We start from the raw sequence: 23222 nt of genomic DNA on the forward strand, positions 1-23222 counted from the left end.
TGTGAATCACGGAGCGCGGGCATGAACGATCTCACCCAAGTCGAAGTCTTTTGGCTCGAAAAGCGTATCGAAAATCGGATTCGGTTCGGTCGCGCCGTCGAAGACAGGATGATCGACCGACACCGCCGCGTGCTGTCATTTGCTCCGGGCAGCATCTTCGCCCTCGTTCGCTGGACATCCAACGACTTCGGAACAGTCATTTCGCGCATCGACATCCTGCGCGCGGTCGCTCCAGGCGAGCGCTGCTCGACGGTCCCCTATGTCAAGCCAGGCGGCGAGAGTTTGCTGCGGTTGTCGGGCTGGCCCAAGGTCGAGCGCGTGCTGCAACTGATCGACGTTGTCGAGGGACTTGGGATCGATCCGGCGGATGCCGCCCCCGACCATTGGCATCACGTTCATAACCGCCTCTCTGTCAACGAGACGCCACGCGCGTACACAAAAGGGCGTCATCGGGCCTGGCTGCATCGGCAGAGGTTCGTGCGATGACGCCCAGCTCAAAGGCGCTGATCGCGACGGTTTGCGGTGTCGCCACACTTGTTGCTCCGGTCGCTCTGGGGTCGAATCCGCTCTACATCTGGAATGCTTCCACGAGCGTGCCGATCGGACTCTATCGCCTGGAGCCAGCGGGCGACTTCTTCGTCACGGAATTGGTTGCGGTTCGGCCGCCCGAGCCGCTTGCGACCTTTTTGGACCTGAATGGGTATCTGCCCGCAGGCGTCCCAATGCTCAAGCGGGTGCTGGCGCTTCCAGGGCAGACGGTCTGCAGAAGCGGGCTTGCAATTTCTGTCGACGAGATTGTGGTGGGCGAGGCGAGGGATCGTGACGGACGCGGGCGACCGCTGCCGAAGTGGGAAGGATGCGCCGTGGTCGGCGACGGTGAGCTCTTTCTCATGAATTGGCAGTCAAGCGACTCTCTGGACGGCCGATACTTCGGATTTTTGCCTGCGTCGGCGGTCATTGGCCGTGCACTGCCCGTGTGGACGTGGGAGGAGTGACCGTGCCTTGCTGGTGCTTCCGTTCTGCCACTGCTCTGTTCGATCAGTTGCCGGGCCATTGCTCCGTCCCGACCAAGGATCGCGCGGTTGTTGTTGCGCGCAGCGGCGGTCCAGGGCGGCCCAACGGCCGGCGCGAAGCAACTTTACCCTGGACGGGGGCGAGCACGACGGCGTGCTTCCGTCTGTCGGGAGCGTGTTTTCGGCCTGTCGGAACGCTGCTTTTCGCCCTGACGGTTTGGAGCTGTGCCGCTCTCGCCGCGGAGCAATCGGCGCTCCCGTCAGTGAACGATCATGGCGACAACGCATTTGCTCCCTTCATTGCACAGGCTTCGCAAAGATTCGTCGTGCCTGCGCGCTGGATCAGGTCAATCATCCGGCTGGAGAGCGCTGGAAACGTGCGCGCCAAATCGCCGAAGGGCGCAATGGGGCTGATGCAAATCATGCCGGGGACATGGGCTGACCTAAGCCATCGGTACAGCCTCGGCAACGATCCCTACGACGCGCGCGACAATATCCTGGCTGGCACGGCGTATCTGCATGAGCTGAGCGACCGCTACGGGGTGCCCGGCGCGTTTGCAGCATACAACGCCGGACCAGCACGTTACGAAAAGCACCTCGCCGGTGTTTCCTTGCCAGCCGAGACGCAAGCCTATGTCACGAATCTCGCGAGCTTGCTGGGAATTGGGTACGCTTCTGGTCGGTCCGGTGGCCAGTTCTCCTGGACCGCCGCACCGTTCTTCGTCGCGCGATCGGAACGCAATAGCATTCCAGATCGGCGGCAGGCTGGATTCGTCGCGAGCAGCGCTCTCGCTTCGTCGGGCGCTCGCGTCCTGTCGTCGATGATTCCTAGGGGGACTGGCCTGTTCATCGCGAAATCGGAAGCCGGAGACATGCGATGAGCATCTACGTGAACCGGCGAGCGCTGGGGTGCGCTAGAGGGGAGTTGGCGGAAACCCGGGAGCCGTGGGAAAGTACGACGGGACGACTGCGAGATAAAAGAGCGCAATGTGCGCCTCGGTCGGTTCGTCGTGTTGTTCGGAGTTCTCCGCCTTCCGCGCAAGGTGCTCGCGCCGACCGCAATGTGCGCCCCGCACGCAACTCTCTGACGTTCTGCGATCTTTCGCACATTGCCGAGGTCGACGATGGCCGATGATCGGGAGTTTCGCATCCGCACCGGCCGCATCCGCTCATCCACTTCGCAGCGGGCGCGGCCCTTTATTGCGCAGGCGATCGCAGCGGCGCAGAAGGCCGGCGGGCAGGTGTCCCGCTCGGGCCGAATCATCCCGGGCAACCGGTCGCGCTTTGGACGCGGCCGGGTCGCCAGCGTGCAGGCCAACCATCTGCTGACGGGACGCTCGCGCCTCGTCGTGATCAAGACCCGCGTCGTCCGTCATACCGCGCGCGCCGCGCCGCTCGCCGCGCACCTCAATTATCTCCGTCGTGAGGGGGTGACCCGCGACGGGGGCAAGGCGCGCCTGTTCGGGCCGCAGACCGAGGACGCTGATGGCCGTGGCTTCGCCGCGCGGTGCGAGGGCGACCGTCATCACTTCCGTTTCATCGTGTCGCCCGAGGACGCGGTGGACTTGGCGGACCTTAAATCCTTCGCCTGCGAGCTGATGGGCCAGGTGGCCACGGATCTCGGCACGAAGCTCGATTGGGTCGGTGTCGATCATTGGAACACCGACAATCCCCACGTCCACGTCATCCTCCGCGGCCGGGGTGACGATGGCCAGGACCTCGTGATCTCGCGCGACTACATCAAGGAGGGAATGCGTGCCCGCGCGCAGGATCTGGTCACCCAGGAACTCGGTCCGCGCACCGAGCTCGACATCCGTCGCAATCTCGAGCGCCAGGTTGAAGCCGAACGCTGGACCAAGCTGGATAGTCAGCTTGTGCGCGATGGTTGGTCCACCGGCGTCATCGATCTCGCGCCCCATCGCGAGCGGCAGCCGGACGAATATCACGCCTTGAAGGTCGGTCGCTTGCGCAAGCTCGAATCCCTCGGCCTCGCCGATCAGGTCGATCCAGGCCAGTGGGTGATCCGCGACCGGGCGGAGACCACGCTACGCGATTTGGAGGAGCGCGATGACATCATCAGGCGCATGCACCGGGCATTAGCCGAACGCGGCATTGAGCGCGGCGCGGCGAGTTATGTGCTCGCGGCTGAGAGCCTCGATGCGCCGATCATCGGCCGGCTGGTCGATCGCGGCCTCGACGACGAGCTGAAGGGCACGGCCTATGCCGTGGTCGACGGCGTGGACGGGCGAACCCATCACTTGAGGTTGCCCGATCTCGACGCCGCCGGCGACGGCGCGCCGGGCGCGATCGTCGAGCTGCGCAAGTTCGACGACCCGCAAGGACGTCGCCGCTTGGCGCTCGCCGTACGGTCGGATCTCAACCTTGCTGCGCAGGTCTCGGCATCGGGGGCGACCTGGCTCGACCGGCAGGCGGTCGCTCGCACGCCGGCCGCGCTTTCGGATGGCGCCTTCGGCGCCGAGGTGCGGCAGGCCATGGAGCGGCGTGCCGAGCATTTGCTCGAACGCGGTTATGCCGAGCGGCGGGGCCAGCGCATCATCTTCTCGCGCAACCTGATCGACACCTTGCGTTGCCGGGAGCTGGAGGCCTTGGGCGATAGGCTCGCGTCCCGAACCGGCCAGCCATTCCATCAAGCCGGCAGCGGCGACCATGTCGCCGGCAGCTACCGCCAGCGCTTCACGCTCGCCTCCGGTCGCTTCGCCATGATCGACGACGGACTCGGCTTCCAGCTCGTGCCCTGGACGCCCTCGCTCGAGAAACAGCTCGGCCGCCACGTCACCGGAACGATGCGCAACGACGGTGGCATCGACTGGAGCTTTGGCCGAAAGCGGGGACTTGGACTGTAGATCGCGCAGAAAGGACCAACGCCATGTCCGCCACCACCATCCTCTGGGGACAGATCCTGACCGTGCTCGCGATCGTGCTCCTGACGACCTGGGGTGCGACGGAATATGTCGCCTGGCAGCTCGGATTTCAGGGGCAGTTGGGCACCCCATGGTTCAGCGTCGTTGGCTGGCCGATCTATTATCCGCCGGCGTTTTTCTGGTGGTGGTTCTTCTACGACGCCTATGCGCCCGACATCTTCGTGCGCGGCGCATTCATCGCGGCCTCGGGCGGATTCATCTCGATCATGGCCGCGATCGGCATGTCGGTCTGGCGGGCGCGCGAGGCGAAGAACGTCGAGACCTACGGCTCGGCCCGCTGGGCCGAGACGGGAGAGGTGAACGCGGCCGGGCTCCTTGGCGCCGACGGGGTCGTGCTCGGCCGCTACGAGCGTGACTATCTCCGTCATGACGGTCCGGAGCATGTGCTGTGCTTCGCCCCGACCCGTTCGGGCAAGGGCGTCGGCCTGGTCGTGCCCTCGCTCCTGACCTGGCCGGGCTCGGCGATCGTTCACGATATCAAGGGCGAGAACTGGCAGCTGACCGCGGGCTTCCGCGCAAAACATGGGCGGGTCCTATTGTTCGACCCGACCAATCCGAAGTCAGCGGCGTATAATCCGCTGCTCGAGGTTCGCCGCGGCGAATGGGAGGTCCGCGACGTCCAGAACATCGCCGACATCCTGGTCGATCCCGAGGGGAGCCTGGAGAAGCGGAACCATTGGGAGAAGACCAGTCACGCGCTGCTGGTCGGCGCCATCCTCCATGTCCTCTATGCCGAAGAGGACAAGACGCTGGCGGGCGTCGCCGTGTTCCTCTCTAATCCGAAGCGGTCGATCGAATCGACGCTTGTCGCGATGATGAAGACCGCGCATCTCGGCGAAGCCGGTCCACATCCCGTCATCGCTAGCGCAGCGCGCGAGCTGCTCAACAAGTCCGACAACGAACGGTCGGGCGTGCTGTCGACCGCCATGTCGTTCCTCGGGCTCTACCGTGATCCCATCGTCGCCGCGGTGACCCGGCGCTGCGATTGGCGCATCACCGACATCGTGGGCGACCAGCAACCGGCGACCCTCTACCTCGTCGTGCCGCCCTCCGACATCAACCGGACCAAGCCGCTGATCCGTCTGATCCTCAACCAGATCGGCCGGCGTCTCACGGAGGACCTGCAGGCCAAGGCAAAGCGCCACCGGCTGCTCCTGATGCTCGATGAGTTTCCCGCGTTGGGGCGGCTGGATTTCTTCGAGTCGGCGCTGGCGTTCATGGCAGGATATGGACTGAAGGGCTTTCTGATTGCCCAATCGCTGAACCAGATCGAGAAGGCGTACGGCCCGAACAATTCGATCCTCGACAACTGCCATGTCCGCGTCAGCTTCGCCACCAACGATGAGCGCACCGCCAGACGTGTCTCCGATGCCTTGGGTACCGCGACCGAAATGCGCGCCATGAAGAACTATGCCGGCCACCGATTAAACCCGTGGCTTGGTCATTTGATGGTCTCCCGGCAGGAAACGGCCCGGCCGCTGCTCACCCCAGGCGAAGTCATGCAACTGCCACCGACGGACGAGATCGTCATGGTTGCGGGCGCTCGGCCGATCCGGGCGAAGAAGGCGCGCTATTACGACGACGCGCGTCTCCTGCAACGCATTCTGCCGGTGCCGGCACTCACTGTTCCCAACCAGGGGCGGCCGAATGATTGGACGGGCCGGCCATTGCCGCCGAAAGCGGAAATCGGCAATCCCGGCCCGATGACTGCGATCGAAGATGACGATCCGACCGGATCCGAACGCCGCCAGCAGCCCGAGCTCAGCCGCGTGCCGCTGGTCGAGAGGAGGGCGCCGATCGAGAACGAGTTCGAAGCCGATCCCGTCGATGATGCGGACGATGAGGCCGTCCGCAACAGCCGCATAGCCCGGATCATGCAAGGCGTAGCCCGGCAGGTCTCGCTGGACTCCGGCGATGGCATGGAGCTGTGACCGCCATGACCGTCCGCAAGAAGAAGGTCCAGATTTCGGTCTACCTCGACCCGGCCGTTATGACGGCGCTGACGGACTATGCCGCGCGCCGAGACCAACCTCAATCGCTGATCGCTGAGGCCGCGATCGCCTCCTTTCTGTCTCCGGATGCGGCCGAACGACGGGAAGCGGTGATCGCGAAGCGCCTCGACCAGCTCGATCGCCGCATGATCCGGCTTGAGCGCGACGTCGGCATCGCGGTCGAGACGCTTGCCGTATTCGTCCGGTTCTGGTTGACCACGACCCCGGCATTGCCGGAGCCGGCCGCACAAGCCGCGCGCGCCAAGGGAGGTGAACGCTACGATTCCTTCGTCACCGCACTTGGCCGCAGGCTCGCCAGGGGACCGAAGCTCCTGCAGGAGATTGCGGAGGATCTCGGTGGCGACGATCATTCGGGCCAGGCACACTCCTAGGTCTGTACCTGAGAATTTGTGGGGTGCGCGACGATGGCGTGTCCGTTTAGTCCCGTCCGCACCGAAGTCGTGTGGCGGTGCAATAAGTCGCGAGGGCCCAGATCGGACATAGACACTGCTGGCGGCCTATTGCTTCGCCCGGCAGCGATCGTCGCCGGCATTCCCCTCCGAGAGCAAAGTTGCAGCCAAATATCACGGGCCGAAGCTCTTGCGCCCAACTGTCACAGGTATAAGTGAACTGCGATTAGCACTCGCTCATTGTGGGTGCCAATCCCGAGATTGTGCACAAGGCCAGGGAGGATCACATGAAATTCCGTCCGCTTCACGACCGCGTCGTGGTCAAGCGCATCGACGCCGAAGAGAAGACCGCTGGCGGCATCATCGTTCCCGACACGGCCAAGGAAAAGCCCTCGCAGGGCGAAGTGATCGCCGTCGGCCCCGGCGGCCGCGACGAGAGCGGCAAGCTGATCCCGATTGACCTTCAGGTCGGCGACCGCGTGCTGTTCGGCAAATGGTCGGGCACCGAAGTCAAGATCGACGGCAAGGAGCTGTTGATCATGAAGGAGAGCGACATCATGGGTGTTCTTACTGGCACCTCCGCCAGCAAGAAGGCCGCTTAAGCCGTACGCCCGCTCCCTTGAGGAGCAGGCGCTGCCGGCGTCTCGAAAGATGAGGCCAAGACTGAATTGTCGCGTTCTTCGAGACGCCCGCTTCAAGAGCACGCACTTCAGGACGAGGAGCAGAGATCAACTCAGGGGAGACAGACATGTCAGCCAAAGAACTCAAATTCGGCGTCGATGCCCGCGACCGGATGCTGCGCGGCGTCGATATCCTCGCCAATGCGGTGAAGGTCACCCTCGGTCCGAAGGGCCGCAACGTGGTGCTCGAGAAGTCGTTCGGCGCTCCCCGCATCACGAAGGACGGCGTCGCTGTCGCCAAGGAGATCGAGCTCGAGGACAAGTTCGAGAACATGGGCGCCCAAATGGTGCGCGAAGTCGCCTCCAAGTCCGCTGACGCGGCCGGTGACGGCACCACCACGGCGACGGTGCTCGCGGCCGCGATCGTGAAGGAAGGCGCGAAGTCAGTCGCCGCCGGCATGAACCCGATGGACCTGAAGCGCGGTATCGACCTCGCGGTCGAGGCCGTCGTGGCCGACCTCCAGAAGAACTCGAAGAAGGTCACCTCGAACGAGGAGATCGCCCAGGTCGGCACCATCTCCGCCAATGGCGATGCCGAGATCGGCAAGTTCCTCGCCGACGCCATGAAGAAGGTCGGCAACGAGGGCGTGATCACGGTCGAGGAAGCCAAGTCGCTCGAGACCGAGCTCGACGTCGTCGAGGGCATGCAGTTCGACCGCGGCTACATCTCGCCCTACTTCGTCACAAACGCCGACAAGATGCGTGCCGAGTTGGACGATGCCTACATCCTCATCAACGAGAAGAAGCTCTCCTCGCTGAACGAGCTGCTGCCGCTGCTCGAGGCCGTGGTACAGAGCGGCAAGCCGCTGGTCATCGTCGCCGAAGACGTCGAAGGCGAAGCGCTCGCCACCCTCGTCGTCAACCGCCTGCGTGGCGGCCTGAAGGTCGCGGCCGTCAAGGCTCCGGGCTTCGGCGATCGCCGCAAGGCCATGCTGCAGGACATCGCGATCCTGACCGGCGGTCAGGCCATCTCGGAAGACCTCGGCATCAAGCTCGAGAACGTCACGCTGCAGATGCTCGGCCGCGCCAAGAAGGTGATGATCGACAAGGAGAACACCACGATTGTCAGCGGCGCCGGCAAGAAGGTCGACATCGATGCCCGCGTTGCCCAGATCAAGGCGCAGATCGAGGAGACCACCTCGGACTACGACCGTGAGAAGCTGCAGGAGCGTCTCGCCAAGCTCGCAGGCGGCGTCGCGGTGATCCGCGTCGGCGGCGCGACCGAGGTCGAGGTGAAGGAGCGCAAGGATCGCGTTGATGACGCGATGCATGCGACCCGTGCGGCTGTCGAGGAAGGCATCCTCCCGGGCGGCGGCGTCGCCCTGCTCCGTGCCTCCGAGCACCTGAAGGGCTTGCGCACCAAGAACGACGACCAGAAGACCGGCGTCGAGATCGTGCGCAAGGCGCTGTCGGCTCCGGCTCGCCAGATCGCGGTCAACGCAGGCGAGGACGGCTCCGTCATCGTCGGCAAGATCCTGGAGAACAAGACCTACAATTACGGCTTCGACGGCCAGACCGGCGACTATGCCGACCTCGTCAAGAAGGGCATCATCGACCCGACCAAGGTCGTGCGCACCGCGATCCAGAACGCCGCCTCCATCGCGGCACTCCTAATCACCACGGAAGCCATGGTCGCCGAGCTGCCGAAGAAGAACGCACCCGGCGGCATGCCAGGGGGTGGTGGCATGGGCGGCATGGGTGGTGTGGACTTCTAGGTCCAAAGTTCAGCGTTCAAAGAAAGAGAGGCCCAGCATCGCCGCCCGGCTTTTCTGTACTGGTTATATGTCGGACACGAATCGTGCCGGTCGCTGGGCGAACCACTTCCGGTCTGGCCCGATGACCGAACGACCTCAGAGGTGGTCCGGCCTTCGCGTTTGGGTCAGCAGCGGACGTGCCGACGCTCCCGCCTGACGAAAAAGACTAAGTCCGCGCGTGCTCGTCGACAACGACCTTTAGCACGTATGGCTTCTCGCGCCTTAGCTCCACATCGAACTCTGAGCGGCTCGTGCAATTGATATGCCGGCCATACATGTGCAGTGACATTGAAACGTTTTGCCGAACGCCAAAGCAGCTTCTTGACGCCATGCTCGCTCCCCCGCTGATTAGCGGCGCTTGCGATCAACTACGCATCAGATTCTATGTTCACCAAGACTTCCCCTGCGATAATTTCGGGCGCGCCAAGATGAAGGTCATGCATGCTTGCTTGAACAAACTGCAGGACCTTTTCGTTCGCCGCATTGGCGCTTTCGCGGTCCTCGAATATCATCACAGCGACACCAACGCCTTGGCCCCCATCCAATACATAATAAGATTTAAATCCGGGCGAATCCTTCAGGATCTGGCCGATGCCGCTCTTCGCGCGGCGGGCAGCATCCGCAACCGAACGAACCTTGGTGTACTTTCTAACGAACATATACATCTGGCCACCCTTGCATCTCAATTCCGGTCCTGCGCATCAAAGCATATAGGGCCGCTGCTGGACTAGGGCCTGCTTCCGCGATGGTCCAATCGCGTCATTCCAGGCATGCCACTTCCAGACGAGCTCAGTTAGACAACCTCGGAGGCGGTGGGGAGTTGGTATTCGGCCATCTCTGAAGCGAACGTAATCCTTCGATCGCTCGTCAGCGCCAGTGGGCAGGGAACGGCGGAATGGCAAGCCCTGGGCCGCGCGTCACCGGCCTCGATGCGACCGACCATCTCGGGACCCAGGACGGTCCAAACTGTGCAGATCACGTCCACTGTGGAATCGTTATGAGCGGTGAACCGGCTTATAGTGGGAGTATCCGGACTGGACATCCATGAAATCAGTCCAACCGCGAAGGAGGGTCCGATGAAAGCGCTTTTGCTGCTAACGGCGAGCGGTCCTCTGCTCATTCTCACGTCGCACGAGTCCGTACACGATCAGGAGCTTCTCGAGAAGCTCAAGCACAAGGGAATTGGCAAGTTCGTCGCATTTGAGGTTCCCGTGCCGCTCGCCAGGGAGCGCTACGGCGGGCATTTCCAAGCCGTCGAGAGCGATCTTCACGAGACCGATGATTTGAGAGTGCTCGACTTCAACGGTCAGCGGGCGTTTCAGCTCTTTCGTTTCGATGAACTCGGAGTACCGATTCTTCAAGAACAGCGGTGACCCGGCCTTGTCTCCATGCCTGATCCGAAAGTAGCCCGGGGATGGCTCGGCTACTCGACGGCGGTCGGCGCGTCGCTGCCGCCAAATGGCTGGTTCACCGCCTGCGGGCTGGCGCATTCGGAAGGGACTCCGTTGCTCCTCCACGAACTTCATTAGGTTGAACGATTTGTAGTTACCAACGCAGTGTTCCGTCAGTTGCCCGAGGGCCATTGTTTTCAGATCGGGACGTGTCGATCGCTGGAGAGACATCACGCAGGAGTTTGTGGGGAAGTTTCAAGCGACCGACTACTCGCAAATCCGGGACGTCAAATCCACCGCGGAAGCCATTCCGTTAAGGCGGCGAAGAACGGCTGGGAGGTATCCCTGGTCGTCGACAGCAGCGGTCAGGTCAAGGAGCACCACTAGACCAGCCACTTCGGCTAGCGCGTTTGTTCATGAACGCGCTCCGCAGTTGGGGGCAATGAGGTTCGCTGTGACCCTGATAGCGACGCAATCGAGGACCGCACTGCAGGTCCGAGTTGGGGCAATTCCAGACTCATGCACCGCGGCAGAGTGAGCCCCTCATTCGATAACCTCGTCGGCGCATTTTCGAACTTCGCAAATGCCTCCTCAAATGATCGGCGCTACGAAGTTCGAACCGGGACGAGGCTTAAAGCAGCCTGGGCAGCCGTCATACCCTTAGAACGGATCCCTCGGACGCTTAAACACTCTGGAAGCGTTCAACCCACAAAGCAGTCGAACCGCCAAGCGTTGAAAAAAGGACGGGTATTGGGGCGGCGGATAGATCCTACTGATCGGTGCAACAGCACCACTGCTTCCTCTCAATTATTGTTCAACGAAGGCCTTCCATCTGTTCAACTGGAGGGGCCTCAGGGCGGTCATTTCATCGTCCAGCTCGGCAATGCGTTTTGCAGCAGCGATCATTGCCGCCGCTGCACGATTGTAGTTGTCTGCAGTCATTTGAAACGGGAACACGAACTGACCGTCGTTCACTTTGTAGGTCCCAAATTCCCTCAGCAGGAGCGTTACACACTTGTCATAGGTCTTGTAATATTCGGCGCGTGCGGCCGACAATTTGGCCGCTAAGGTAATTGTTTCGGTGTGCTGCGCATCGATCATGCTCATGAATCTGCGAATTGTGTCGTTTCCAACAAGGAGTGAGCGGGCCTCGTCTTCCAGTTTGTCGCGCTCGGATTTTACCAGAGCGGTATAGCGGGGCTCAAAGGTAGCGATACGACCCTCGGCGGCCTTCAGATCGCGAAGAATTGCGTCTAGATCACTGCGGCTGGAAGCCGGATCGATTGCTTTCGGGAGTTCCTTTTGCTCGGCGCCGGTTAATAGCCTTCGAGCGGCAGCATTCATCTCGATCGCATCCAGATTTGCCAGTGCGATCATTTTCAGAAACACGTTCGAGGGATGTCGCTTTAGAGCTTGATCCAGTTGCTCAGGATTGCTCACGTCGCGCATGACAACATAAGCGTCACTTTTTGAGATAGCTTCCTGATATCTCGACAAATCGCCCACAAAGTACAGCCCGCTGAAGCCAAGAATCGTGAACGCAAACAGCAACAATAGACCGGGTTTCAGCCGTCTCGGCATCTTCGCACTTTGATGTACCGGCGATCCCACTACTCAGATTCCCGTCTGGGTTCGTTCATTTCATCGGTCGACTCCGGGGAGGTCATGGTGACCAATGAAGTGAACCCCAGTCAATATCATCGACTTCACCGGGAAAATACGGTCACGCATACGACCGAATAAGTTCGATGGATGGGTGGTCCGGACCGTAGCTGTCGGCAAACCGAGCGCCGCCTCCAACTGAGCGAGGCACGCGCGGCCCGACTTGAATGTCAGCGTCGTTCGGCTCGGAAGCGTGACATCGATCCTCACTGACTAAGCGATTACACAACTTGGCCGGACGGTCACCGAAGCGCTGGCGAAGCTGAGAGATTTCTCTTCCAGCGCAGGCCAAATGGCGCCTACCGCCCCCTCAGAAACAAGACGGTCGCCTTCAGCAAAGCCACAAAAGAAAATTGGCATAGCGCCGCTATGGGTCAAAAACGCCGAAGGGCAAGCGGCTTGTCATTTCCGGTCTAGCTCGAGATGCAGACTGTTTGGGGGGCGTCGTTAGCACCTCAGTCCTTGTCGAGTTCTCCGATGCGACGCTGGGCATATAGCTCGAGGCCGATCCTCGCGACGAGGTCGATCTGGGTTTCGAGAAAGTCGATGTGCTCTTCCTCATCGTGCATGAGTTCCTCAAACAGATTTCGTGTCACGTAGTCTTTGACCGAATGGCAATGGGTCGCGGCTTCAGCGTAAAGGGAGTGCGCCGACAACTCGGCTTGCAAGTCGCTATCGAGCACGGCCTTCACGCTCTTCCCGATATGAAGGGATTCCAGCGTCTGCATATTGGGAGATCCATCGAGGAAGATGATGCGTTCGATGAGCCTGTCGGCATGTTGCATCTCTCCAATTGATTCCTTGCGCCACGTCTTCGCCAGCACCTTGTAGCCCCAATTGTCGAGCAGGCGGTAATGTAGCCAGTACTGGTTCACCGCAGTGAGCTCGTGACGGAGCGCTCTATTGAGGTATTCGATAGCCGTCTTGTCGCCCTTCATGCTCAGCTCCTTTCGCGGATGTCGAACCGCCTGGTGGTGTGGGCGGCTGGAACTTAATGCCTGACCAGGACGAGGAGAGTTTAGCGCGTCTGTGCTTGCGGTTCGAGCAGTTTGGGTTACCTACGGTTCGCGGTCGGTGGAGTCCCGCCACGGTTCGCTACTGTGCATGACCCAATGTGAAGCTGAACACCGATAACAAGGGCGCGCTTGCGCAACTCTCTTCCGTGGGCTGGCTATGACGCTATCGACGGCTCGACTCGAGCTGTGTCACCACCGTCTGCTTGGTGTAGAAACCTGCCCGGAGCGCAAACGGCGTCACTCGCGCACCCAATATCGAATAATCGCCGAGGTAGCGCTAGGCGCGGCGACCGGAGCCAGTTTGGTCCTGATTTGATCGGTAAGTACCCGTATTTGATCAACCGCCCGCTTTCGTAAGCAAGTAGTCTCGCTCCCTTGGCATCCGCCACGTTCCGAGCGTGGTGGTCCCGCCTGATGTGCTGTCCAGACCTCTAGCTAGCCCCGGCTGGCGCACGTCAGGCGGGTTCTTTTGTTAATGGTCAGGTTCCACAGACGGCGGCCCTGACTGCAGACGCCGTCGATCAAACGGCGGCAGACGGCTCAGGCTCTCTACTCGATCGCCCCGTGCCCCTGGCTTGGGTTATGTGCGGGCCTTGCGTCTGCTGAAGTCTTCGGCTTGCCAGCTCTTTCCCGATTCAATACGGAGCGCGTCGTCGCAGCCTTTGCCGGGCGATTACCTGACCGGGGCGAACTCTCGTAGACTTAGTCATGTCTCTCTCTATACGTTGAGGCGGCGCACGCGTGATCCTCGCGATGACGCTTGCGGAGTTCAGGGGCAAGAGCTTGCTTCGGCGCCGGCAATGCTGGCGGGTATCCGGTGGTGCAACGATTGCCGCCTGCCGCGATCGCCCGACCTGCGTCGATCAGGTTGTGGCTCCGCGCCAATGCGTCCGCCCTTGGGTTGGAGTGCATGGTCCCGTCTCCGATCGACCTCATGGCCTCCGCAGAGTTTTCTTTTTCCACGCTACGCTACGATCGTCGTGAGCGCCTTGTTGCACGAAGAGAGTTGGTGGCTCTTCTATCCATCCCCATCTGAGGGCGCGGTCTGATCCGCCCTCGATAGATGGGGGCAGCAGTGACATTCCAGTCCTTTCAGTCTGAGGCGGTTTCGCGCGGCGCACGCATGCTCCGCAGCGCGCTGGGGCCCGCGATCGCGCGCTATCTCGACGACACTGCGGTCATCGAGGTGATGTTGAACCCGGATGGTCGGCTATGGATCGACCGGCTGGCGAGCGGACTGTCGGAAACCGGCGAGCAGCTCTCGGCCGCCGATGGCGAGCGCATCATTCGCCTGGTGGCGCACCATGTCGGCAGCGAGGTCCACGCCGCATCGCCGCGCATTTCTGCAGAATTGCCTGAAACTGGAGAACGGTTTGAAGGTCTGTTGCCGCCTGTCGTGGCTGCGCCCGCCTTCGCAATTCGCAAACCTGCAGTCGCCGTATTTACACTCGATGACTATGCGGCCTCGCGCATCATGACCTCAGACCAGGCCGAAGCACTGCGGCGGGCGGTGGCCGCGCGGAGGAACATCCTGGTCGCGGGCGGCACCTCAACGGGCAAAACGACGCTCACCAATGCGCTTCTTGCGGAAGTCGCCAAGACCAGCGATCGCGTGGTGCTGATCGAGGATACTCGGGAACTGCAGTGCAAGGCGCCGAATTTGGTTGCGCTGCGCACCAAGGACGGGGTGGTCTCGCTCTCGGATCTCGTGCGGTCGTCGCTCCGCTTGCGGCCGGATCGCATTCCGATAGGCGAGGTCCGCGGCGCCGAAGCGCTCGACCTACTCAAGGCCTGGGGCACTGGTCACCCCGGCGGCATTGGCACCATTCACGCCGGTACCGCGCTCGGCGCGCTGCGGCGACTGGAGCAGCTGATCCAGGAAGCTGTCGTCACGGTACCGCGCGCCCTGATTGCCGAGACCATCAACATCATTGCCGTGCTTTCCGGCCGCGGCGCCGACCGTCGCCTCGCCGAGCTCGCGCGCGTCGACGGGCTCGGAGCAACCGGCGACTACAGCCTCTCACCAGCAGGAGATCTCATATGAGCTTTCGAATCTCGCTTCCACGGCGTGCGCTCCCGGTGGCTGTAACGGCAACGGTCCTGTTCGCGACTGCGCCAGCCTGGGCAGCCGGCTCCAACATGCCCTGGGAGCAGCCGCTTAATCAGATCCTGCAATCGGTGGAGGGACCGGTCGCGAAGATCATCGCCGTGATCATCATCATCGTCACGGGGCTGACGCTTGCTTTTGGCGATACGTCCGGCGGTTTTCGCAGGATGATCCAGATCGTATTCGGGCTGTCGATCGCCTTTGCGGCATCGAGCTTCTTCCTCTCGTTCTTCTCCTTTGGCGGCGGGCTGGTGGTCTGATGGATCAACTCGTCGCAGGCTTTGTCGCGCCCGTGCATCGCTCGCTGACCGAACCGATCCTGATGGGCGGTGCACCGCGGTCGGTTGCGATCGTGAATGGAACGCTTGCCGTCGCAGTTGGGCTTGGCCTGCGGCTCTGGATTGCCGGCCTTCTCCTCTGGTTCATCGGCCACTTGGCAGCGGTCTGGGCCGCCAAACGCGATCCGGCCTTCGTTGAGGTCGTGCGCCGCCACCTTCGTGTTCCCGGACATCTTTGCGTTTGAGCTCGCTCCATGATGAATCTTTCCGAGTATCGCCGGTCCAGCACCCGTCTTGCCGATTTCCTGCCCTGGGCAGCTCTGGTCGGCGAGAGCGTCATCCTGAACAAGGACGGCTCGTTGCAGCGGACCGCCGGATTCCGCGGGCCGGATCTCGAAAGCGCCGTACCCGCCGAACTCGTGGCTATCGCCGGCCGCCTCAACAACGCCTTGCGCCGCCTGGGCTCGGGCTGGGCCGTCTTCGTCGAGGCGCAGCGCCATGCGGCCGGAGCCTATCCCTCATGCACGTTTCCGGATGTGGCATCCGCGCTGGTTGATGCCGAGCGCCGGGCACAGTTCGAGGAGGAGGGCGTTCACTACGAATCCGGCTACTTCCTGACGTTCGTGTATCTGCCCCCGCCAGAGGATGCAGCGCGTGCCGAGCGATTTCTGTATGAGGGGCGCGATCCCGCCGAAACAGCTGACGCGCGCGAGGTGCTGCGGGCTTTTGTCGATCGCACCGACCGGGTGCTGCAACTCCTCGAAGGATTTATGCCGGACTGCGGCTGGCTCGATGATGCCGGGACGTTGACCTACCTCCATTCAACCATCTCGACCAATCGGCATCGGGTCCGCGTGCCCGAAATCCCGATGTATCTCGATGCGTTGCTCGCAGACCAGCCGCTGACCGCAGGTCTCGAGCTGACGCTGGGGGAAGCCAGCTTGCGCGTTCTGACCGTGGTTGGATTTCCGACAGCGACCACGCCCGGGATTCTCGACGACCTGAACCGCCTCGCGTTCCCGTATCGCTGGTCGACCCGGGCCATCATGCTCGACAGGCTGGAGGCCACAAGGCTCCTGACCAGGATCCGGCGTCAGTGGTTCGCCAAACGGAAATCGATTGCCGCAATCCTGAACGAGGTGATGACCAACGAGGCGTCATCGCTGCTCGACACCGATGCCCACAACAAGGCAATGGATGCCGACGCCGCGCTTCAGGATCTGGGGTCAGATCAGATCGGCCAGGCCTTTGTCACGGCGTCGGTAACGGTCTGGGACACCGATCCGCGCGCGGCCGACGAGAAACTTCGTTTGGTCGAAAAGATCATCCAGGGCCGCGATTTTACCTGCATGACCGAGACGGTCAATGCGGCCGAAGCGTGGCTCGGCAGCCTGCCTGGACATGTCTACGCCAACGTCCGGCAGCCGCCGGTCTCGACGCTCAACCTCGCGCACATGATTCCGCTATCGGCAGTGTGGGCGGGAGAGGCGAGGGATCATCACCTCGATGCGCCACCGCTGCTCCATGGCAAGACCGAAGGCGCGACCCCGTTCCGGTTCTCGCTTCATGTCGGGGACGTCGGCCATACGCTTGTGGTCGGGCCGACCGGCGCCGGCAAGTCGGTGCTGCTGGCACTGATGGCATTGCAATTTCGCCGTTACCGCAATTCCCGGGTGTTCGCGTTTGATTTCGGCGGCTCCATTCGCGCGGCCGCGATCGCAATGGGCGGCGACTGGCACGATCTGGGCGGAGCCCTGTCTCATGATGCGGCCGAGCGTGTCGCCCTGCAGCCGCTGCTCTGGATCGACGACCCATCGGAGAGGGCCTGGGCTACGGAATGGGTAGCGGCCATCCTGGCGCGGGAAAAGGTCGAGATCACACCGGATGCGAAGGACTATCTGTGGTCGGCGCTGACGTCCCTTGCGTCGGCGCCTGTCCAGGAGCGGACGCTGACGGGCCTGTCGGTTCTGCTCCAGTCGACGGCTCTCAAGCGCGCCCTGCAACCCTATTGTCTGGGCGGACCTTATGGCGGCCTGCTCGATGCCGAGTTCGAGCGCCCTGGCGAAGCTTCTGTCCAGGCGTTCGAGACCGAAGGATTGATCGGCACCGGTGCCGCGCCAGCTGTGCTGACGTATCTCTTTCACCGGATTGGTGATCGTCTCGACGGCCGGCCCACGCTCATCATTGTCGATGAAGGCTGGCTTGCGCTGGATGATGCGGATTTCGCCGGTCAGCTTCGCGAATGGCTGAAGACGCTGCGGAAGAAGAATGCCTCCGTTGTGTTCGCCACCCAGTCGCTGTCGGACATCGACGGCTCGGCAATCGCGCCCGCCATCATCGAGAGCTGCCCGACGCGCCTGCTGCTGCCAAATGAACGGGCGCTCGAACCCCAGATCACGGCGATCTATCGCCGCTTCGGGCTCAATGATCGGCAGATCGAGCTCTTGAGCCGCGCCACCCCGAAGCGCGACTACTACTGCCAGTCCCGCCGGGGCAAGCGGATGTTCGAGCTCGGCCTTGGCGAGGTCGCGCTCGCCTTTGCCGCTGTCTCCACCAGGTCCGACCAGGCCGCAATCGACCGGGTGCTCGCCGAGCATGGTCGCGAGGATTTTGTGTTGGCCTGGCTGCACCACCGCGGCGTGGGTTGGGCCGCGGATCTCATTCCCAACCTCAAGAATCTGGAGAAGTCGCAATGAGCCGTTATCGCCCGTTCCTGGCCGCCAGTATCGTTGCCTTGTCACTGGTGGCCAGCAGGCCAGCGCTGGCACTGATCGTCTTCGATCCCAACAACTACGTTCAGAATGTTCTGACCGCTGCGCGCGAGCTGCAGCAGATCAACAATCAGATCACCTCGTTGCAGAACGAGGCGCAGATGCTGGTCAATCAGACAAGGAACCTGGCGAGCCTGCCATACTCCTCGCTCCAGCAGCTTCAGGCATCGATCCAGCGCACCCAGCAGCTCCTGGCTCAGGCCCAGCGCATCGCCTATGACGTGCAGCAGATCGATCGGGCCTTCGCCACCAGCTATGCGCCGGCAACAGGGAGCCAGGCCAATGCTGCGCTGATCGCCGGTGCGCAAGGACGTTGGCAGAACTCGGTGGCAGCCCTTCAGGACGCCCTTCGCGTGCAAGCCGGCGTCGTCGGCAATCTCGATACCAACCGGATCCAGAGCGCGGCCCTGGTGACCTCAAGCCAGAGTGCGAGCGGCGCCCTTCAGGCAACCCAGGCCGGCAATCAGATCCTTGCGCTTCAGGCACAGCAGCTTGCCGATCTCACTGCAACTATCGCATCGCAGGGCAGGGCCCAGGCTCTGGAGTCCGCCCAACGCGCCGCCGCGCAGGACCAGGGGCGTGAGCAGCTCCGGCGCTTCCTGACGCCGGGCCAGGGTTATCAATCCTCCAATGTGCAGATGTTTCACTGATGGGCATCCGTGTCACCAAGTGGCTTCCGGCCTCCATGGCACTGGGAGCAACGCTCGTCGCTGCCGCCTGTGCGATTCAATTGCGCGGAGCCGACAAGGACGCAGCGCAGACGCAGGCGGATGCGCAGATGACAGGAGCCTTCTCTCCTGATCTCGCCCGTTGCCGTACCGTGACGCCAGAGCAAGCGACGGAGTTTGAGCGTTGCCGAAGACTTTGGGCTGAAAACCGCCGGCGGTTCTTCGGTCAAAAGGCCGGGCCGGTGCGTGGCGCGGGTGGGGATCCGGGCGGTTCGTCACAGCAATTGGCGCCCAAGGACCAGGGTCGGATTCCACAAGCCTATCCCTCCATCGGGATATCGGGAGAGGGCGATCAATGACGGGCACCGGAGTTATCGACCAGTTCCTCGAAACCTTCACCCGCTATATCGACAACGGCTTTGGCCTTGTCGGCGGCGAGGTCGGATATCTTGCGACCACGCTGGCTGCGATCGACATTACGATTGCAGCCCTGTTCTGGAGCTGGGGCGCGGAGGACGACGTCATCGCGCGGCTGGTCAAGAAGACGCTGTTCGTCGGTGTCTTCGCCTATCTGATCGGCAACTGGAACAATCTGGCTCGCATCGTTTTCGAAAGCTTCGCCGGCCTTGGGCTGAAGGTCTCAGGCACGAGCCTTTCCGCAGGCGATTTCGTTCGCCCTGGCAAGATCGCGCAGGTGGGTCTCGATGCGGGCCGGCCGATCCTCGAGTCGATCTCGAATCTGATGGGCTACATCAGCTTCTTCGAAAATTTCGTCCAGATCGTCGTTCTGCTGTTCGCCTGGGCGGTCGTCCTGCTCGCTTTCTTCATTCTGGCAATCCAGCTGTTTGTCACCTTGATCGAGTTCAAGCTGACGACGCTGGCTGGCTTTGTGCTGATCCCGTTCGGCCTGTTCGGCAAGACCGCGTTTGCCGCCGAACGGGTTCTCGGCAATATCGTCTCATCAGGCATCAAGGTCCTGGTACTGGCCGTCATTGTCGGCATCGGCTCGACCCTGTTCGCGCAGTTCACCTCCGGCTTCAACGGCGGGCAGCCGACCATCGAAGATGCCATGACGCTGGTGCTGGCGGCGTTGTCGCTCCTGGGTCTTGGCATCTTTGGACCCGGTATTGCCAACGGGCTCGTATCTGGCGGGCCGCAACTCGGAGCCGGCGCTGCGGTTGGGACCGGTCTTGCTGCCGGCGGCATCGCTGCCGCTGGAGCAGGCCTCGCCGCGGGCGGAGCCGGGCTTGCCGGGGGAGCGGTCGCAGGCGCTGTGCGCGGTGGCAGCGCGATCGCAAGCGGCGCAGCTGCGGCCTACCGCAGCGGCGGCGTGGCCGGCGTTGCCGAGGCTGGCCTATCGGCTGCCGCGAGTCCGCTGCGTCGGGTCGCGGGCGCAGCTGGCGGCGGCGCTCAGTCCGGCTCTCAGGCATCGCAGGGCTTGACCGAGCATCCGCCCGCATGGGCACAGCGCATGAAGCGGGCGCAAACCATCAGCCACGGCGTATCCGCCGCGAGCCACGCTGTTCGATCCGGCGATCACGGCGGTGCCGGGAGCTCGGTCGATGTCTCCGAGGGAGGGCGGTGAACGACCGCCGACTTCGGTTCAGCAGGGGGCCGGAATCTGAATTCTGTTTCTTTCGGGGAAAGTGGTGATGTTCAAACGATCTTCCGTTCATTACGGGCGCACACCCGAGCCGGTGACACCGTATCAGAAGGCGGCGCAGGTCTGGGACGAGCGAATCGGGACGGCGCGCGTCCAGGCCAGGAACTGGAGGATGATGGCCTTTGGCTGTCTCATTCTGTCGTGTGGCCTTGGCGGAGGCCTGATCTGGCAGTCGACGCAGGGCACAATCACGCCCTGGATCGTAGAGGTCGATCAACTCGGTCAGGCCCAGAGAGTTGCTCCGGCCAATTCGGAGTACGACCCGACCGATCCGCAGATCGCCTATCATCTGGCACGCTTCATCGAGGACGTTCGTGGCCTGCCATCCGACGCAATCGTCCTGCGGCAGAATTGGCTCCGCGCCTATGACTTCACGACTGATCGCGGCGCCGTGGCACTCAACGAATATGCGCGGAGCAACGATCCCTTCGCGAAGCTCGGCAAGGCGCAGGTCTCAATCGAGGTCTCAAGCGTCATCCGCGCATCACCGGACAGTTTTCGGGTGGCGTGGGTGCAGCGCGCTTACGACAACGGATCGCTAGCCTCGACCGAGCGGTGGACCGCCATTCTGTCGGTGGTCATCCGGACGCCGCACGATGCCGATCGGCTGCGCAAAAACCCGCTCGGTATCTACGTGAATTCGATCAACTGGTCGAAGGAGCTGGGGCAATGAGCTGGAAAATCGTCGATACTCAGGCAACCGGTTTCAGAGCCGCATTGCAAACAAGCGGTCTCGTCTCCGTGATGGTTATTCTCAGCTGCATGCTGGGTGGTTGCTCGACATTCATCCCGCCCGAAATCACCTACGACGCCGATGTGCCGCCATTACCTGCAGCGCCAGCACCGAACAGTGAGCGGCCCTGGCCGCTCCACGTTCCGCCATCCTGGAAGCCGGCGCTTGGCGGCAAGTCAGGGGCGAAGGAAGAGGCCGAGCCGGTCAGCAGAATCGAGACGGCGAACAGCGCGGCCCGGGTTGAACCCCGCAGGACGGGGTATTTCAATGCGGCGCAGATTTACAGCTTTAGTCCCGGGGCGCTCTACCAGGTCTACGCAGCACCGGGACAGATTACCGACATCGCGCTGGAGGAGGGGGAGCTGCTGACAGGCAGCGGGCCAATCGCCGCAGGCGACACGGTGCGCTGGGTGGTCGGCGACACGGAGAGCGGCAGCGGGGAAACGCGACGTGTTCACGTCCTCGTCAAACCGACGCGCGCCTCGATCGAAACGAACCTCGTCATCAATACCGACCGGCGGACGTATTTGATCGAACTCCGCTCCCGAGAAAAACCCTATATGCCCTCGGTTGCCTGGTACTATCCGGAAGACAGGCAAGGCAAGGCGCGATCGGCACCGCCGACGCCGGTTCTGCCCGACGCGTCGCAACGCCGCTTTCGCTACGCCATCGAAGGTGACAGCCCGCCCTGGCGTCCCCTTGTGGCTTACGACGACGGCCGGAAAGTCTATGTCGAGTTCCCGCGGGGGATCGTTCAGGGCGAGATGCCGCCGCTGTTTGTGCTCGGTGCCGACGGCAACACCGAAATCGTCAACTACCGCGCTTACAATAACGTGTTGATCGTCGATCGGCTGTTCGCGGCTGCTGAATTGCGTTTGGGAGGCGAGCACCAGCAGAAGGTCAGAATTGTCCGGACTGAGGGGAGGCCGTCGTCATGATGACCCAGAATCAGGACGGTGCATCATCCGCCGGGGAACGAACGTCAGATGAACTGGTGAGGGGTTTCCGACTGAGGCCCGAATACCCGCGCGTCACGCGGCTTTCGCGAAAAGTCCTGGCGACAGCAAGTGCGCTCGGGCTGGCCATCATTGGCGGGGCTACAGTGTGGGCACTTCAGAAGAACAGATCCGTTAGCCCAACGTCCGATGAGCCTTATGGCACCGAGCACCACAACGTTGCCGAAGGTCTTGGGACGCTGCCGCGCGATTATTCGGCCGTTCAGCGCCAGGTGCCGCAACTCGGCCCGCCTCTCCCCGGCGATCTCGGCAGGCCGATCCTTTCCGCTCAGGGGCAATTGCCAGTAACCGCGGCGGCCGTGCCTGACCAGGAGCAGCAGCGCCGGGAGCAGGAGACCGAGGCGGCGCGCGTTAGCCGTCTGTTTGCGTCAACCAATATCCAGCCAGCCACCACTTCGGTACAGGCAGACGGCCGCGGCACCGCACCGACGACGACAGCATTCAACAATGACGAGGCAGGCCCGCGGAACGAGCAGGAGCGAAAGCTCACCTTCGTCAATGCTCCAGTCGATCGCCGCACCACGAGCCCGGATCGGGTCACGAGGGCAGCGTCACCCTACGTGGTCCAGGCCGGGACAGTCATTCCCGGCGCCCTCATCACGGGTATTCGCTCGGATCTGCCAGGCCAGATCACGGCACAGGTAACCGAAAATGTCTTTGATACGCCGACCGGGCGCTTCCTGCTGATCCCCCAGGGAGCAAAGCTTGTCGGGATCTATGATAGCCAGGTTACCTTCGGACAGTCGCGCGTCCTGCTTGTGTGGACACGACTCATCATGCCGACTGGTCGGTCCATCGTTCTTGAGCGGCAACCCGGTACGGATACCGCCGGCTATGCAGGCTTGGAAGATCAGGTCGACAATCATTGGGGCGCGCTGTTCAAGGCCGCCGCACTTTCGACGTTGCTGGCTGTCGGCACGGAGGTGGGGGCCGGCTCCGACACAAACGGCAGTAACAGTGCGATCATCCAGGCATTGCGGCATGGCGCGGCGGACTCGCTAAGCCACGCTGGCCAGCAAGTCGTTCGGCGTAGCCTGAACATTCAGCCGACTTTGACCGTCCGACCAGGCTTTCCCGTTCGTGTGATCGTAAATCGTGATCTTGTTCTCGAGCCTTACGGGAGGTGA

At 62.4% G+C, this 23222-nt stretch carries 22 protein-coding genes; 19 read left to right on the plus strand and 3 right to left on the minus strand.

Translation table 11 applies throughout. From position 1 onward, the window contains the following. Positions 1–21 precede the first annotated feature (21 nt). The 8 genes from J6525_RS47985 to groL all read left to right on the plus strand — a co-directional run bounded on the left by J6525_RS47985 (position 22) and on the right by groL (position 8751). Positions 22–486, plus strand: a complete 465-nt coding sequence (locus J6525_RS47985; RefSeq protein WP_225647047.1) for a DUF2840 domain-containing protein — start codon at positions 22–24, stop codon at positions 484–486. Further along, complete coding sequence (locus J6525_RS27470) at positions 483–995, plus strand: S26 family signal peptidase (RefSeq protein ID WP_225646985.1); 513 nt, start codon at positions 483–485, stop codon at positions 993–995. The genes J6525_RS47985 and J6525_RS27470 overlap by 4 nt, the downstream gene beginning before the upstream one ends. Before the next feature lie 281 nt (positions 996–1276). After that, a complete protein-coding gene (locus tag J6525_RS27475) occupies positions 1277–1894 on the plus strand; it encodes a lytic transglycosylase domain-containing protein (protein WP_225646986.1) in 618 nt (205 codons plus the stop codon). Between the two features lie 243 nt (positions 1895–2137). Beyond that, positions 2138–3877, plus strand: a complete 1740-nt coding sequence (locus J6525_RS27480; protein ID WP_225646987.1) for a relaxase/mobilization nuclease domain-containing protein — start codon at positions 2138–2140, stop codon at positions 3875–3877. Between the two features lie 23 nt (positions 3878–3900). Continuing rightward, positions 3901–5886 (plus strand): conjugal transfer protein TraG, encoded by a 1986-nt coding sequence (locus J6525_RS27485; RefSeq protein WP_225646988.1) that lies wholly within the window; start codon positions 3901–3903, stop codon positions 5884–5886. Between the two features lie 5 nt (positions 5887–5891). Continuing rightward, positions 5892–6338: a CopG family transcriptional regulator gene (locus J6525_RS27490; protein ID WP_225646989.1), complete on the plus strand. Its 447-nt coding sequence runs from the start codon at positions 5892–5894 to the stop codon at positions 6336–6338. Between the two features lie 305 nt (positions 6339–6643). Continuing rightward, positions 6644–6958: a co-chaperone GroES gene (locus J6525_RS27495; protein WP_141341691.1), complete on the plus strand. Its 315-nt coding sequence runs from the start codon at positions 6644–6646 to the stop codon at positions 6956–6958. A gap of 146 nt (positions 6959–7104) precedes the next feature. Then, positions 7105–8751, plus strand: a complete 1647-nt coding sequence (groL, locus tag J6525_RS27500) for a chaperonin GroEL (protein WP_225646990.1) — start codon at positions 7105–7107, stop codon at positions 8749–8751. A 407-nt stretch (positions 8752–9158) separates the two neighbouring features. Here the strand turns inward: groL and J6525_RS27505 are convergent, their stop codons facing one another. Continuing rightward, positions 9159–9455, minus strand: a complete 297-nt coding sequence (locus J6525_RS27505; RefSeq protein WP_141341221.1) for a hypothetical protein — start codon at positions 9453–9455, stop codon at positions 9159–9161. A 411-nt stretch (positions 9456–9866) separates the two neighbouring features. Between J6525_RS27505 and J6525_RS27510 the strand changes: the two genes are divergently transcribed. Continuing rightward, positions 9867–10163, plus strand: a complete 297-nt coding sequence (locus tag J6525_RS27510; protein ID WP_069275481.1) for a cytosolic protein — start codon at positions 9867–9869, stop codon at positions 10161–10163. Positions 10164–10988: 825 nt separating this feature from the next. Here J6525_RS27510 and J6525_RS27515 read toward each other — a convergent pair. Both J6525_RS27515 and bfr read right to left on the minus strand, forming a co-directional pair. Then, the gene (locus J6525_RS27515) at positions 10989–11792 is read right to left on the minus strand and encodes a hypothetical protein (protein ID WP_225646991.1); all 804 of its coding nucleotides are present in this window, start codon (positions 11790–11792) and stop codon (positions 10989–10991) included. Positions 11793–12298: 506 nt separating this feature from the next. Next, complete coding sequence (gene bfr / locus J6525_RS27520) at positions 12299–12781, minus strand: bacterioferritin (protein WP_225646992.1); 483 nt, start codon at positions 12779–12781, stop codon at positions 12299–12301. Between the two features lie 1201 nt (positions 12782–13982). Here bfr and trbB point away from each other — a divergent pair. From trbB to J6525_RS27570, 10 genes are all read left to right on the plus strand, one after another. After that, positions 13983–14903: a P-type conjugative transfer ATPase TrbB gene (gene trbB, locus J6525_RS27525; RefSeq protein ID WP_229161106.1), complete on the plus strand. Its 921-nt coding sequence runs from the start codon at positions 13983–13985 to the stop codon at positions 14901–14903. Continuing rightward, positions 14900–15226, plus strand: a complete 327-nt coding sequence (locus J6525_RS27530) for a TrbC/VirB2 family type IV secretion system protein (protein ID WP_225646994.1) — start codon at positions 14900–14902, stop codon at positions 15224–15226. Before trbB ends, J6525_RS27530 begins: the two co-directional genes overlap by 4 nt. After that, on the plus strand, positions 15226–15489 hold the full coding sequence (locus J6525_RS27535; RefSeq protein WP_168859221.1) for a VirB3 family type IV secretion system protein: 264 nt from the start codon (positions 15226–15228) through the stop codon (positions 15487–15489). Before J6525_RS27530 ends, J6525_RS27535 begins: the two co-directional genes overlap by 1 nt. A 9-nt stretch (positions 15490–15498) precedes the next feature. After that, on the plus strand, positions 15499–17940 hold the full coding sequence (gene trbE, locus J6525_RS27540) for a conjugal transfer protein TrbE (RefSeq protein ID WP_225646995.1): 2442 nt from the start codon (positions 15499–15501) through the stop codon (positions 17938–17940). Continuing rightward, positions 17937–18665, plus strand: a complete 729-nt coding sequence (gene trbJ, locus J6525_RS27545) for a P-type conjugative transfer protein TrbJ (RefSeq protein WP_225646996.1) — start codon at positions 17937–17939, stop codon at positions 18663–18665. Before trbE ends, trbJ begins: the two co-directional genes overlap by 4 nt. Beyond that, entirely contained in the window at positions 18665–19042 is a 378-nt protein-coding gene (gene trbK-alt / locus J6525_RS27550) for a putative entry exclusion protein TrbK-alt (protein WP_225646997.1), read from the plus strand. Before trbJ ends, trbK-alt begins: the two co-directional genes overlap by 1 nt. After that, positions 19039–20268 (plus strand): P-type conjugative transfer protein TrbL, encoded by a 1230-nt coding sequence (gene trbL / locus J6525_RS27555; protein ID WP_141341213.1) that lies wholly within the window; start codon positions 19039–19041, stop codon positions 20266–20268. The genes trbK-alt and trbL overlap by 4 nt, the downstream gene beginning before the upstream one ends. A 67-nt stretch (positions 20269–20335) precedes the next feature. Continuing rightward, on the plus strand, positions 20336–21019 hold the full coding sequence (gene trbF, locus J6525_RS27560; protein WP_141341212.1) for a conjugal transfer protein TrbF: 684 nt from the start codon (positions 20336–20338) through the stop codon (positions 21017–21019). A 71-nt stretch (positions 21020–21090) separates the two neighbouring features. Next, on the plus strand, positions 21091–22017 hold the full coding sequence (gene trbG / locus J6525_RS27565) for a P-type conjugative transfer protein TrbG (protein WP_225647048.1): 927 nt from the start codon (positions 21091–21093) through the stop codon (positions 22015–22017). After that, positions 22017–23222: a TraB/TrbI/VirB10 family type IV secretion system protein gene (locus J6525_RS27570; RefSeq protein WP_376708569.1), complete on the plus strand. Its 1206-nt coding sequence runs from the start codon at positions 22017–22019 to the stop codon at positions 23220–23222. Before trbG ends, J6525_RS27570 begins: the two co-directional genes overlap by 1 nt.

Origin of the sequence: Bradyrhizobium australafricanum, assembly GCF_020329495.1 — a bacterium.
GTDB classification, from domain to species: domain Bacteria; phylum Pseudomonadota; class Alphaproteobacteria; order Rhizobiales; family Xanthobacteraceae; genus Bradyrhizobium; species Bradyrhizobium australafricanum.